Source organism: Epilithonimonas sp., from assembly GCF_056329745.1.
Genome location: NZ_JBWEYV010000010.1, coordinates 21,479 through 35,268 on the forward strand (window position 1 = coordinate 21,479; position 13,790 = coordinate 35,268).

Genomic DNA, 13,790 nt, shown 5'->3' on the forward strand with positions numbered 1-13,790 from the left:
AGCATCATAGTGATTGAGATTAGTTTTTTCATAAGCAATTATTTACGGAATGAAAAAATGACAGTCCCATCATTTGCGGCCAATGTTAATTGCAGCGTTTGATTATTATCCAGCAACTTCACGGGGAGATTTTTCTGCTGCCCATTTTCGGTGTAATAATAGGTTCCGCCGGTGTTTGACCACTGATATTGCTCATCCGAAACCTGACAACCACCGCCATTTCCACTTGAAAAACTAAGATGGAATTTCGCCGTGCTTTTGTCCACATTTAACGTTGTATCCTTCCAGCAATCAACATTGCTTACGTCCTGCGATTGGCCATTGGCGGTGACTACCTTCAACTTCCAGTTTCCAATTAAAGGATCTGTATTTTCGGGCTCGTCGGTACTGCTTCTGCATGAAAAAAGAAACAAAAACGAAAGTAAGATCAAAGTCAAAAATGGGGTCTTTGGTGTTGTTTTCATAATTCGATTTTTAAGGGTTTCAACTTCACCAACAAAAGTAGAAGGATCATCAACAGCAAACAATCCAATAAAATATGGAAATTATTCTCCCTATTTTTAGGGATTTTTTGTAAAATCCGCAATCTATCGGCAACGTTTTCACTTTTTATCCTAATTTTATAACATCATTAAAATGTTGTCGTGAAGAGAGTGGTCCTCGTTTTTCTGGTTTTTGTTTTTTACAACGCTTTGGCTCAGGTTTCCCCAAAAGATTCTAAAGCGAAAGCGTTGGAAGAGCAGTTTGCCGCGGCTAAATCCGAAAAACAGAAAGCGCTTTTGCAAATGGAATTGTCGGATTATTGGTCGTATCGGGATACGGCGAAAGCATTTCGGCATCTGGACGAAGCACAACGTTTTATCAAGCAGGATGAATACCTTAAAGGACTTTCCCTTTTTTACAAAGGCGGAATTTATTTTGACCAAAACATCGAAAAAGCGCAGGAACTTTACCGGAAATCCGACGCGATCCTTCAACATTTTGAGACCAAGGAAGCGTATGAATTTCGAGCAAAATTATGGCACAACTTTGCCACCCTGGAACAGTTGAAAGGCAGCAGCCAGGAATTTATGGAGATTACGCTGAAAAAGTGCATTCCATTTGCCCAAAAATCAGAGAACAAATTGCTGCTTTCCGGCTACTATGTGGATATGGGACTGGTATTTTATAATATGAAAGAATTTCAAAAATCCATTGCCTACTATCAACAGGCGATTGAAATTCTTCAGAATGAAAAAAACAACAACGAAGCTGCTTCTTGGGCTTATCTCAATCTCGCCAATACCTATCTCGAATTGCAGCAACTGGAACCCCTGAAACAGGCCCTCAATAAAGCCGACTTTTACCTGAAAGACATTCCCGAATCGCAGTACAACTCGATTGCGTTCATCCAAAAAAGCAAATATTACAACGCCATTGGCGATAAAAAACAGGCCTATCAAAATATCAGGAAAGGGATTGCTTTTTCTAAAGAAATGAATTTGGATTATGATTACATTACGCTGAATTTTGAACTTTTCCGCCTCCTGAAAGAAGAAAAAAAATATCCAGAAGCACGAAATATTTTGCTTGAGTTACTGGCAGAAAAAAAATATTCGGGTAACAAGAAAAACCGGTTGATGTTTCTGAAACAACTTTCCGAAGTGGAAAAACTGATGGGGAATTTTGAGTCGGCATTGCAATACAAAGAGCAATATATCGCACTGAACGATTCGGTACAACAGGACAATGAGAAACTAGAAATTTTGAATCTTGAATCTCAGTACAAATCGAAAGATCAACAAAAATCACTGGCCCATCTGGATTATAAAAACCGGCAGAAAAGCATTATCATCGGCATCAGCGCGGTGTTGTTTGCTGTAAGCGTGATTTTCTTTTTGTACGCTTTAAAACAACGGAAGCAGAAAAACGAAAGCGCATTGGCAGCGGTAGAACTTCAGCGCAAAAATGAAATTGAAAAAGCCCTGTACGAAGGTGAAGCACAAGAGCGCGACCGCATCGCCAAAGATTTGCATGATGGGATTGGTGGCAGAATCACTGGAATAAAAATCGCCTTGGAAAATCTGGCGCAACACAACCACAGCCCGGAGCTGAAACAAATGTCGCGGCAACTGGAAATCTGCCTAGCAGAACTGCGAAATACCGCCCGCAATCTTACCCCCGAAACGCTGAAAAAATTTGGCCTTGAAGATGCCATCAAAGACTTTTGCCAACTGCTGAACACCGCGGAATGCAACATTTCCTGTTACACCAAAAATCTGGACCAATGCACGGATTTGAAGCAGCAGGTTAATATTTTTCACCTGATTCAGGAGACGGTAAGCAACGCGGTAAAACATTCGGGAGCGACAAAAATTCTGGTGCAGTGCACCATCGAAAACCAATTGCTGATGATTGATATCGAAGACAACGGCAAAGGATTTTCGGTTCCGCTTGTGGCACGAAACCTCGGCCTAAACAATATCGAGAAAAGAGTTTTTGCACTGAATGGCAAGCTGGATATACAATCGACTCCCAGCAAGGGAACGGTGGTGAGTATTGAAGCCAACGTCTAATTTAAAATGAATATGATAAGATTAGTAATTTGCGACGATCATCCCGTGATCACCCAAGGTCTGGAAGCATTTTTAAACCAGCGGAATAACCTGACGGTCGTGGCAACCTGCGGTTCGGGTACAGAACTCATGGCGATTCTCGAAGAAAATCCCATAGATATCGTGCTGTTGGACATCAATTTGCCTGACACCAGCGGCATCGAACTTTGTGGAACGGTAAAAAAACACTTTCCCGACACCAAAGTGATTGGATTCAGCAATAATAACGAACGGAGTTTCATCATGCGGATGCTCGCCAACAGTGCGTCCGGCTACTTGGTGAAAAGTGCCTCCGTTAATGAGATTGAGGCCGCGATCGAAAAAGTATATGATGGCGGGATTTACTTCGGCACCGAAGCGCAAAGCGTATTGGCATCGCTGGCGCGCGATGTGATGGAGGAAATACCACCGGTTACCAAGCGGGAAAAAGAAGTTTTGCTGCTGTTGGTGGAAGGACTTTCGTCGGTTCAAATCGCTGAAAAATTATTCGTTACCCAACAAACGGTGGACACCCATCGTAAAAATCTAATGTCCAAATTTTCGGTGAATAAAACCGTCAATTTGCTGCAGAAAGCCAAAGAACTGGGGATTATTTAATTTTGAGAGAAAATCTAAATTCGAAATCCTTTCAACAAGTTGAATCGGTTTTTCAATCAGTCGTCATTCCGGATCTATTTTCTCATCTGCAGCACCCAATTTTCGCAAGGGCGGAGAGAGGAAACCGAAAAAACTGACGGCACACCCAACAAAACCAATCACCACAAACAACCAGCGGATCCCAAGAAGTTCACCCAACGGATTCGCCAGCAATAACCCAACTGGTGCGGCAACGCCCATCATCATATTCAACAAAGATAAAACCCTACCCTGCAGTTCATTCGGAATAATGGTTTGCAAAAGTGCGGTCATCGGCGCATTCGCAAAACTAAAAGAAAGAGAGCTGATCAGCCACCAAAAAACGCCGAAATAGAAAGCATTGGAAGGCACCAAGGCCGTTAATCCCAAACTCAAACACGAGATTCCCAAACCACTGAGAATCCAAACGACTTGCCGTTTTGGAGCGATTAAGGTCACCAAAATTCCGCCCGCAATCATCCCGGCACCTGCCAATCCTTCCATAATACCCACCTCTTTTACGCCGCCAGCAAAATGTTCTTTGATCAGTAATGGTACAAATGTAAACGTCGGCATAATGATCAATACCACTGCGGTCAACAGCAAGAACAGACGATTAAGCCCTTTGTGGTTGATGATTACGGAAAGTCCTTGTTTCACGTCGGTTACCATATTTGCGAGTGCGTTTTTCTCGCTGGGTAATAATTTCTGTGGAATAGTGAAAATAATTAACGGAACAATCCCTATCATTGCAGTCACCACATCGATCATCAACGTCTTATTCAGCGGCATTATGCTGATGGCGAGTGCTCCCAGCGGCGCGCTTGCCATTAAGGTAATCCCATGCACAATCTGGTTGAGTCCTGCCGCTCTCGGAATAAAAGATTTTGGAACCAACATGGCAACGCTGGCTTCTGCGGCTGGTTCCTGAAAAGCCTGCATGGCGCCCCGAATGCCCAACATTACGTAAATATGCCACAGCTGAATTTGCCCCGTTGAAAAAAGATAAATAAGGATAATCATGCACAAAGCGCTGATGATATCGGCAGTCATCATCACAAAACGGCGGTTGTAGCGGTCGGCAATCACGCCTCCAATCGGACTTAAAATAGCCTGCGGAATGAGAGCCGCCATTCCTGCCATGGTGAGTTTTTGCAAACTTCCTGTGGTATCGGTAATCCACCACATCAGCACAAATTGGGTAAGCGAAGATCCGATTAAGGAAAGTGCTTGTCCTAAAAAGATCATCCAATAGCGCAGTTTCCAGCGTTGGTTTTCTTCCGGTTGCGGTTTGAATTCGCTAAAAAAATAGGCTTTGTTGTACATTATTTTTCAATCATTTTGGAGGGCAAAAATAGGGTTTTCAGACGTTTACCCGATTTTCTTCATGACCGAAATGACAAAAAAGGGCATTGAAATGACGTATGCGTGAGCGGAAAAACGGCCTCAATCTTATCTTATTCCGTATTAATTCCACATTGATGGATTTTCTTCTTAAAAAGGATTCAGGAATGGGCTTTTTTAAACTTCACCAGCATCAAAACCATCAATCCCAACATTGCCATAATGAAATATCCAATACTTAAAACCGACTGGGAAAACGGATGTAAAACCGCCACCACCGCATAACTGAGCGCCGAAGTGAGCACAAACGCAACGCCTCCTGTAAGTCCCCCCGCGATGCCTGCCGATTTTGGAAAACGCCCAAGGCAGTACGAGAAATAGTTATTGAAAATAAAACCGGCCGTTAAATGAATAAGAAAAGCAAAAACAACCAAGGTGTACAGATCGGAAATCCAATACGATGTGCCGAACATCAGCGCAATCAGCAGCAGTTGAATAAAATTGGCATTCCTGATTTTGGGTAAAAATGCGGTCTTAATCATAGCCCGACCCAAAAAACCACCACACATCCACGCCAATCCCATGATCAACGATGCATAACCTGTAACCACCGCCGAAAACTTCATCTGATGTTCTATAATAAAGGGCCCCGACAAATTGTAAAACATGACCATGGCGTAACTGATTCCGCACATCAACATGCCGTAGAAAAAGTCTTTGGTGGCCAGCATTACCTTAAATTCGTGAATCAACGTTTCGCTTTGGAATTTTTTTCTTTCTTTCAGCGTTTCACCAGAAAACACCAGTTCCAGAATCAGCAGTGCTGCAGCGTAGATGGCGAGCACCAAAAAATTGGATTCCCAACCAAAATGTGCCTGCAAGTAACCACCGATAAAGGGCGCAATAATGGGTGCCAGCGACCAAACGATGGTCATGATGCTTAAGTAATGCTTGCGTTCGTCGCCCTCGTAAACATCCACAAAAAATGCTCTTTTCGAAACCACGGCACAACCCGCCAGAACGCCCTGAATGATCCTGTTAAAATAAATTACATAAATATTGCCGGTATGCGCCGTCCAGTAAAAGGAAATCACAAATAAAAATAAGGAGACCAGCGAAAGCCAGTATCGCCCAAACGCATCGGCAATGGCACCCACAAAAAACTGAGAAATACCATAACTGATCAAAAACAGAGATAGCGTTAACTGTATCCTGGTTTCCGACAAGCCCAAATGAGTGGCCATCTCTGGCATCGAAGGGAGGTAAATATCCGTTGCCAGTCCTGAAATCGGGATGACGGCAAAGGCAAGGATGGTGGCAATAAATTTATTTTTAGCAGCTATTCTTTTTTGAAACATTCAGTCTTTTTTAATATATAATGTGTTTACTATTCTTGAAATGAAAATAAATAAAATAATATCATTCCGCAGAAATAATGATTGAATCATCTGCGAAATGATATTTTTTTTACGTGGACAAAATTGGTAATACTCTTTATCCAAAATCCTATTTGGCTCTTTTCAACTTCATCGTTGTACTTAATTCATAAAAATAAAATTAATTATTCACCAGCTTCATCGCACCTTCGGAATACCGCGGACCAACATTTGGATATTGATTTAAAATCTCATCGATTTGTTTAAGTTCGGCCTCGGTTAATTCCACTTCTGTGGCGGCAACATTTTGTTCCAAATATTGGATACGTTTGGTTCCCGGAATCGGAATGATATCTTCACCTTGCGCCAGTACCCACGCCAATGCGAGTTGGCTGCCGGTAATATTTTTCTCAGCCGCCATTTCGTTAAGTGCTTTTGCAAGATTTTGGTTATTTTCGCGGTATTCTTTCTGATAGCGAGGCAAAGTCGAACGGAAATCATCATGGGTTAATTCATCTGCATGGTTGATATTCTGAAACAATCCTCTGGCCAGCGGAGAATACGGCACCAATGTAATTCCTAATTCTCGCACGGTAGCAAGGATTTCTTTTTCCACATCTCTGGTCACCAACGAATACTCAGATTGCAAAGCAGCAATGGGATGAATTGCATGGGCTTTTCGTAGCGATTCCGGTGATGCTTCGGACAAACCGAGGTAACGGATTTTGCCTTCTTTCACCAATTCTGCCATGGCACCTACCGTTTCTTCCACAGGAATGTTAGGATCAACACGGTGGGCATAATACAAATCGATAACCTCAATTTTCAGTCTTTTCAAACTATTTTCCACAGCTTCTTTCATCCATTTTGGCGAGCCGTCAAAGTAGGTTCCGTTGGCTCCACTCGGTGCAGCGATGCCATCTCTATACCGAAAACCAAATTTTGTTGCAATAAAAACCCGATCCCGATTGGGCACCAGCACTTTAGAGATTAATTTCTCGTTTTCGCCGTTGGCATACATATCTGCAGTGTCCCAAAAATTAATGCCCAAATCCAGTGCTTTGTGCAGTACGCTGATATTTTCTTTTTCATCGGTTGCTCCATAAGCAAAGCTCATTCCCATGCAGCCCAATCCTATTTCTGATAGTTTTTCGTCTGTTTTTCCTAATGTTCTGTAGTTCATTTTAGTCAATTTTAAATGTTTAATTTGTACGTGATTGAATACCACAAAATTAAAGAGGTGTGTTGGTTTATAATTGAAAAATTCAAACCAAAAATTATAAATTTCAAACAATCAAAATTATAGCACCACTTTTACATTTCGGATTTCCTTAGGGGTAAAACCTGTATTTTTCTTATAAAAAGTATTGAAATAAGCCGGTTCCTCAAAGCCCAATGCAAAGGCAATCTCGGCAATTTGCCAGTTGGTATGCCGCAACATATCATTGGCTTCGGAGATGATTCTTTTGCTGATATGATGACTGGTAGTTTCGCCCGTCACTTCTTTCACTGCACGATTCAGATGATTGGTATGCACCGAAAGCTGTGCTGCAAAATCCTTGGCCGACCTAAGTTCCAAGACATTGAAATTGGCATCAATGGGAAACTGACGCTCCAGCAGTTCCAGAAACAACGCGGTGATTCTTTCTGAAGCATTGTGATGGTACTGGAGATGATGCGCCGGCTGCATCTTGAGCACCTGATGAATAATAAGATGGAGATAATTACGGAGCACATCCTGCTTGTGTTGGTAATTGGCGGCATTTTCGGTCATCATTTTTTCGAAGAAGAATGCAATTTCATTTTCTGTTTCGCGATCCGGATAAAACAATTTATCCGTCCCAACTTGAAACATCGGCAGTTTGGTAACCAATTCGTTTTGCTCATTTGCAAAGGGTTCATTAAAAATGCAAAACCACCCCAATTGCTCGCCTGCTGCCGGAACCCAGCGGTACGGTACTTTCGGTGTTGAAAACAAGACAGCCGGCCGATCTACCTCAAAAGCTTTGTCGGCATATTCCAGCAGCCCCTTTCCCCTTACCAGCGTAACTTTATAATAATCCCGCCTTGAATAAGGTGCCGCACCTTTGCAGGAAGCACGATTAAAGATGTTGATATGCGGCTTCAGCGCGGTAACTTCCTCCTCGGTTTGATGAGCGATTCTTTGATAAAACTGCTGAATATTTTCTGATGCATTCATGATGCAAAGCTATAAAATTCAAACAATACCATCCCATTTTTATCTTATTTAACCACTACTCTATTGTAGAATAGGAGAAGATCATATCTTTAGCCTCATCATATCGAAAAAAAAATTCGTCGACAAGCTATTAAAATTGATAATTTTGCACGCTCGGATGATCATCAAAAAATCCGGAAACAAATCAATTTTACGTTTTTTACCATGCTGGAGAATCTCCTTATCTGGATTATTGCGCTCACCTCCATCGCACTGATCATCATACGGCCTTTTAAATTGGCTGAGTTTTACTGGACTTTAGGCGGCAGTTTTCTGTTGCTGCTCCTCCAATTGGTGACACCGACGGATGCAGTTGCCGGCGTGATGAAAGGGATGGACGCCTATTTGTTTATTGGCGGCATGATGTTGATTTCGGAGATTGCAAGACGCGAAAAACTTTTCGACTGGCTTGCTGCCATCGCTGTTTCGTATTCTAACGGATCGGGATTCCGGCTGTTTATCGGCATCTATCTCGTTGGAGTGCTGACGACTATTTTTTTATCAAATGATGCCACCATTGTGGTCCTGACGCCGGCGGTGATTGTTGCGGTAAGGGCTGCTAAAATTAAAAATCCATTGCCGTTTCTGTTTATTTGTGCTTTTGTAGCCAATGCGGCCTCGTTTGTTTTACCCATCTCCAACCCTGCCAATATTGTGGTGTATGGAAAAGATTTGCCTCCATTGGAATCCTGGCTACGGCAGTTTACTTTGCCATCGGTAGTGGCGGTAGTGGTTACCTTTATTTGCCTCTACTTCAATCAGCGTCGAAATATTAATTTGCCCATTGAGCGAAATATTGCCATCCCTCCATTATCGACCGATGCGAAAATCTCCTTTATCGGAATTGGTTTTGCAGCGGTAGTATTGCTGGTATGTTCTGCGCTGGGGTATGACTTAGGTTTGCCCACTGCAATGAGCAGCATTGCACTTCTGCTCATTATTATCCTGAAAAAAGGAACAACCGAACTCAAATTACTCCAACACATTTCTTGGGGCGTATTGCCAATGATTGCAGGACTTTTTATTATTGTGGAAGGGCTGATGAAAACCGGCCTTCTTCAGTTTATGCACCATGCACTGGAACAGGGTTTAGCTCAATCTGAAACACAAACAACCTGGTTGAGTGGCGTAGGCATCGGGCTTTTGAGCAATGTAATGAACAACCTTCCTGCTGCACTTGCTGTATCCGATGTAGTGCAAGCCGGCGTTCCCGAGATCATCAAACGCGCCATGCTCATCGGCATCGATTTGGGGCCCAACCTCTCCATCACCGGCTCACTGGCTACAATTTTATGGATTGTAATCTTACGAAAAGAAGGCATCGAAATCTCAGCATGGCAATTCCTAAAAATAGGATGGATTGTCATGTTGCCCGCGCTGCTGCTGAGTATTGCGGTGTTGTGGGTACTGTAATATCTATACATTCCTACTTCACTTTCGCTACTTTTTAGCATTTTCCTTAAAATTAAAAACAAAAAAAAGATTCTCATTGAGAATCTTTTATCTTTTTTATTAAATAAGAACTACTTAATAACCTGAATATTGATTGCAGAAAAACCTTTTACTGATTTTTCTTTCTCAAAAGAAACTTTATTGCCTTTTTTGAGAACTTCTGGGCAATTGTTAGCATGGTAAAAAACATTTTCCTTGCTATCGTTCTCTGTTATAAAGCCATAACCTTTCTCACTTACAAATGTTACAAAGCCTGTTTTAACAGTTTCTTCTGGCTCTATAGGTGCTGCTCCCAATCGGATATCTTCCACATTAACCTCTTCCCTTTTTTCCGGTGGCGTGTTTGTAATTCTGCCAAATTCATCAACATAGGAATAGAGATCCTCTAGATCCTTTCCTTTGTTATTACTGCTTTTACGCTCCTCCCGGCGTTGCGCTTTTTCTTTTTGTTTTTGAAGTTTTTTCTTGAAGTTTTCCTTTTTTGAGAAAGAATCTGCCATAAATAATGAGTATGATATTTTAATTAATAATCTTAAGTTCGGTAAATTAAATAAATGTCGACGTAAAAAATCGACTCGCTTACGGTAATTAGTCTCTGCATCATTATCACAAAAATGAGTACCAAAACAAACTCCTAAAATCCTTTGGAACTTAAAAAAATCGCCAGATAATTACGCTTATAGATTTTTGTTCACCATCTCCGCTTAATAATGAGCAAAAGAGGCAACTGAAAAGAAAAAGAATAAAAGAAAAGTGAATATTCTAAGCTGTGGAACAAACTAAGCCAAAGGTTCGCTCTTTAATTACTTTGCAAAGATACGATAAATATTTGACATGGTTATATTATAACTATTCCCGTTAAAAAGAAAAAGCCACTCTTTGACAGAACGCCTCTTGAAAGATTGTTTAAACAAAATTAAAAGGACTAAAAAAAAGCCCTTTCGGAGTTCAATACTTGGAAAGGGCTAAATTTTGATTTTATTAATTTTCTTGAGCGTAGAACTCAAAAAAATAAGGGATACTTTCTATTCCTTTATAATAGTTATACAATCCGTAATGCTCGTTTGGGGAATGGATAGCATCGGTATCCAAACCAAAGCCCATCAATACAGATTTTGCATCAAGCACTTTTTCAAACAAAGACGTAATAGGGATACTTCCGCCACTTCGGTAAGGTAAAACTTCTTTACCAAAAGCTTTTTCCATCGCTTTTTTAGCTGCCAAAAATTCTTTGGTATTGCTTTCCAAAACGTAAGGCATACCGCCGTGATGAGGCGTTACTTTTACTTTGACACTTTTTGGGGCGATTTTTTCAAAATATTTTGTGAATTTTTCCGTGATCTCTTCCGGAGTCTGATTGGGTACCAAACGCATCGAAATTTTTGCAAATGCTTTAGAAGCTATTACTGTTTTTGCACCTTCTCCTGTATAACCACCCCAGATACCATTGACATCTAGCGTTGGGCGAATGGATGCTCTCTCCAAGGTTGTATAACCTTCCTCTCCCTGAATATCATTGAGTCCGATTGACTTTTTGTAAGCTTCGGGATCATCTTTCAGTTTGTTCATCTCTTTTCGGTCTTCATCTGAAACTACCAAAACATTCTTGTAAAAACCGTCAATAGTGATATGGCCTTTGTCATCAATCAGTTCGCCAATCATTTTTGACAAAACATTAATTGGGTTTGGAACAGCACCACCGTATAAGCCGGAATGCAGATCTCGGTTTGGCCCTTCCACTTCTACCTCAACATAGCTCAAGCCACGCAAACCTGTAGTTACTGTCGGCTGTTCATTAGAATAGATATGCGTGTCTGAAATCAGGATTACATCGCAACTCAGCTTTTCTTTGTTTTCTTCCAGAAAATCCGCAAGGCTTGCAGAACCAACTTCTTCCTCTCCTTCGATGATAAATTTGACATTACAAGGCAGGGAATTGGTTTTCATCATCGCTTCAAAAGCCTTCACGTGCATAAAAAACTGTCCTTTGTCATCGGCAGAACCTCTTGCGAAAATAGCCCCATCTGGGTGAAGTTCAGTTTTTTTGATAACAGGCTCGAACGGATCACTTGTCCACAACTCCAACGGATCTGCCGGCTGCACGTCATAATGGCCGTAAACCAAGACTGTTGGTAGGTCTTGGTCAATCAATTTTTCGCCAAAAACAATAGGGTTGCCTTTGGTTTTGCAAATTTCCACATTGTCTGCTCCAGCAGCTTTCAGGTGTTTGGCTACCGCATCGGCACAGTTTAGCACTTCTTGTTTGTAAGCGGGATCTGCACTGATGGACGCAATTCTAAGAATATCAAATAATTCATCAAGAAAACGTTGCTTGTTCTCTTGAATGTAACTTTGTGTAGTACTCATTTTTAATAATAAATGATGGTTGATAAATGATGTTAAACTTTTCTGCTAATTTTGAGAAAAAGTTGATCGGTAAAAATAGAAAATGCCCTGCAATTGCAAGACACTTTTTATGATAAAAATATGATAAAATTCTTGATTAATGCTCAGCTGGTGTTGCTACAGCAGACACCGGCTTTTTAGAATCAGCAGAAACTTTTGTAGAATCCACAGATACTGGCTGGACTGTTTTTGCAGAATCGGAAGCAGGTTTGTATGTCCCTTTTGGTGCACCAGGATCATTATATGCTACTACATCATCTGTTTGTTTCAACACTCTCTTATTTCCACCCTGAGGCAGTTCACAAGAAACCAACAAAACCACAGAAGCTAATAATATAACGGTCTTTTTCATTTTAATTTTTTTGATGTGTCAAAAGTAGTGAACTTTGGATTTTCTGCAAAATAATTTTTAACAAATATCTTTTAATAAGCCTAGATACTAGAATTTTTCACAAATCATGGTATAGTAAAATTGGGTTGCGCTGCTATTCCTTGCCAGAAAAGTAAGCCTGTAGAGATTATTATCACCCGGATAGGTTATATAAATTTCGTCCAAAACATTGTTCTCAAAGGTACTATCAAGCGTTTGCCATCCATTGGTATCCACATTGTTACCTTTGCCAATAGTCACAGATTTTCCAGAAGCCAGTGTATTGGGAGAAGAAAATGTTGATCCTGAGGAATTGACCTTATGGATAACGGTGTAATAGACACTCAGCGAATTGCCGGACACCAGTTTTATCTGTGGATGAACCGTAGTATCATACCTAAAACTGAACCTGCCACAATCCATTGTGTTGTTGATATCTGGGGAATTGGAAACATAAGTCAGTTTTTTATTTTCCAAAATAACTTCCTGAACTTTTGCCTTCATATCATCTTTGTCCCATTTGTCCAGATTACCATTACCATCTGCTACGATAACGTTATTGTAACTGGTATCAGAAGTCTTATCAGTAAGGGTACGGACTCTTAGATCTCCATTATGATCCAGCATCCTTGTAGGTGTCGTAGTATTAATCCCGACTTGAGCATTAGAAAAAAGCGAAGATAAAATCGCCAACAATATAAAATTTTTCATCATTATAAACTTTGCATATAAAATCTTTCGCAAACAACGCCGTAAGCAAATGTACTGGTGTTATTATTATTGGTTCGGGAAACAGTTACCTTATAAAGATTATTCTGGTTTGGGGGTACAATGGTATAAATCCTTACCGTATTACCGGCCGCAGTAAAAACGGTTGGTATTGCTACATTATCCAGTGTATGATAAGTAGAATAATTATCAGTAGTAAAGTTGACAGACCTGTTACTATAATTATAGGTAGCATTTGTCCAGCGTTTGATCCCATATCCCAAATCAAAGGTGGTGATATTACTATTGGTCAAAAAAATAGTGGTGGAATTGAGTTTAAACTCCGGCGTGCCGTTATTATTCAAACGAAAAGTCATATCCCCACAATTGCATTCATTAGCAGTCACAGGTGCCGTGGCAAGATAGATAATTCTCTTTACTTCCACATTATTTTTTTCATCTTGTGGGATAGAAGAAACTGTAATGTAGTCTATATCACCGGTATCTTTGTTAGCGGTTATAATCCTGTTATAATTTTTATCACCTGTTACAGAAGCAGCACTTCTAATCCTTAAATCACCGTTGACATCCAGTTTTCTGGTTGGTGAATCTGTTCCAATACCCACATTTTGGGCATAAAATAATCCTGAGATTAATATATTAATGTATAGTAGCTTTTTCATAGT

General features: G+C 40.7%; 13 protein-coding genes. 3 read left to right on the top strand and 10 right to left on the bottom strand.

The annotated features are described in order from the left end of the window. Window positions 1-38: 38 nt before the first annotated feature. Entirely contained in the window at window positions 39-464 is a 426-nt protein-coding gene (locus tag AC00Y6_RS08710) for a lipocalin family protein (protein WP_474490228.1), read from the bottom strand. A 180-nt stretch (window positions 465-644) separates the two neighbouring features. Between AC00Y6_RS08710 and AC00Y6_RS08715 the strand changes: the two genes are divergently transcribed. Both AC00Y6_RS08715 and AC00Y6_RS08720 read left to right on the top strand, forming a co-directional pair. Then, the gene (locus AC00Y6_RS08715; RefSeq protein ID WP_474490229.1) at window positions 645-2,555 is read left to right on the top strand and encodes a sensor histidine kinase; all 1,911 of its coding nucleotides are present in this window, start codon (window positions 645-647) and stop codon (window positions 2,553-2,555) included. 6 nt (window positions 2,556-2,561) lie between these two features. After that, window positions 2,562-3,191 (top strand): response regulator, encoded by a 630-nt coding sequence (locus AC00Y6_RS08720; RefSeq protein WP_474490230.1) that lies wholly within the window; start codon window positions 2,562-2,564, stop codon window positions 3,189-3,191. A 63-nt stretch (window positions 3,192-3,254) separates the two neighbouring features. Here AC00Y6_RS08720 and AC00Y6_RS08725 read toward each other — a convergent pair whose 3' ends face one another. The 4 genes from AC00Y6_RS08725 to AC00Y6_RS08740 all read right to left on the bottom strand — a co-directional run bounded on the left by AC00Y6_RS08725 (window position 3,255) and on the right by AC00Y6_RS08740 (window position 8,129). Next, the gene (locus AC00Y6_RS08725) at window positions 3,255-4,535 is read right to left on the bottom strand and encodes an MFS transporter (protein ID WP_474490231.1); all 1,281 of its coding nucleotides are present in this window, start codon (window positions 4,533-4,535) and stop codon (window positions 3,255-3,257) included. A 179-nt stretch (window positions 4,536-4,714) separates the two neighbouring features. Further along, the gene (locus tag AC00Y6_RS08730; RefSeq protein ID WP_474490232.1) at window positions 4,715-5,911 is read right to left on the bottom strand and encodes an MFS transporter; all 1,197 of its coding nucleotides are present in this window, start codon (window positions 5,909-5,911) and stop codon (window positions 4,715-4,717) included. 199 nt (window positions 5,912-6,110) lie between these two features. Further along, a complete protein-coding gene (locus AC00Y6_RS08735; RefSeq protein ID WP_474490233.1) occupies window positions 6,111-7,112 on the bottom strand; it encodes an aldo/keto reductase in 1,002 nt (333 codons plus the stop codon). A gap of 117 nt (window positions 7,113-7,229) precedes the next feature. Further along, complete coding sequence (locus AC00Y6_RS08740; RefSeq protein ID WP_474490234.1) at window positions 7,230-8,129, bottom strand: helix-turn-helix domain-containing protein; 900 nt, start codon at window positions 8,127-8,129, stop codon at window positions 7,230-7,232. Between the two features lie 204 nt (window positions 8,130-8,333). On the opposite strand from AC00Y6_RS08740, the gene AC00Y6_RS08745 reads away from it, so the two are divergent. Then, window positions 8,334-9,581 carry an arsenic transporter gene (locus AC00Y6_RS08745; RefSeq protein WP_474490235.1) on the top strand — a complete coding sequence of 416 codons (1,248 nt, stop codon included), beginning with the start codon at window positions 8,334-8,336 and terminating at the stop codon, window positions 9,579-9,581. Between the two features lie 110 nt (window positions 9,582-9,691). Here AC00Y6_RS08745 and AC00Y6_RS08750 read toward each other — a convergent pair whose 3' ends face one another. The 5 genes from AC00Y6_RS08750 to AC00Y6_RS08770 form a co-directional block, all read right to left on the bottom strand. Further along, window positions 9,692-10,120, bottom strand: a complete 429-nt coding sequence (locus tag AC00Y6_RS08750; RefSeq protein WP_474490236.1) for a cold-shock protein — start codon at window positions 10,118-10,120, stop codon at window positions 9,692-9,694. Window positions 10,121-10,601: 481 nt separating this feature from the next. Continuing rightward, window positions 10,602-11,987: a dipeptidase gene (locus AC00Y6_RS08755; protein ID WP_474490237.1), complete on the bottom strand. Its 1,386-nt coding sequence runs from the start codon at window positions 11,985-11,987 to the stop codon at window positions 10,602-10,604. Window positions 11,988-12,123: 136 nt separating this feature from the next. Further along, window positions 12,124-12,378, bottom strand: coding sequence for a hypothetical protein (locus AC00Y6_RS08760; RefSeq protein ID WP_474490238.1), 255 nt, complete (start codon window positions 12,376-12,378; stop codon window positions 12,124-12,126). 87 nt (window positions 12,379-12,465) lie between these two features. Continuing rightward, entirely contained in the window at window positions 12,466-13,107 is a 642-nt protein-coding gene (locus tag AC00Y6_RS08765) for a hypothetical protein (RefSeq protein WP_474490239.1), read from the bottom strand. Between the two features lie 2 nt (window positions 13,108-13,109). Further along, a complete protein-coding gene (locus AC00Y6_RS08770) occupies window positions 13,110-13,787 on the bottom strand; it encodes a hypothetical protein (RefSeq protein ID WP_474490240.1) in 678 nt (225 codons plus the stop codon). Between the last annotated feature and the right edge of the window lie 3 nt (window positions 13,788-13,790).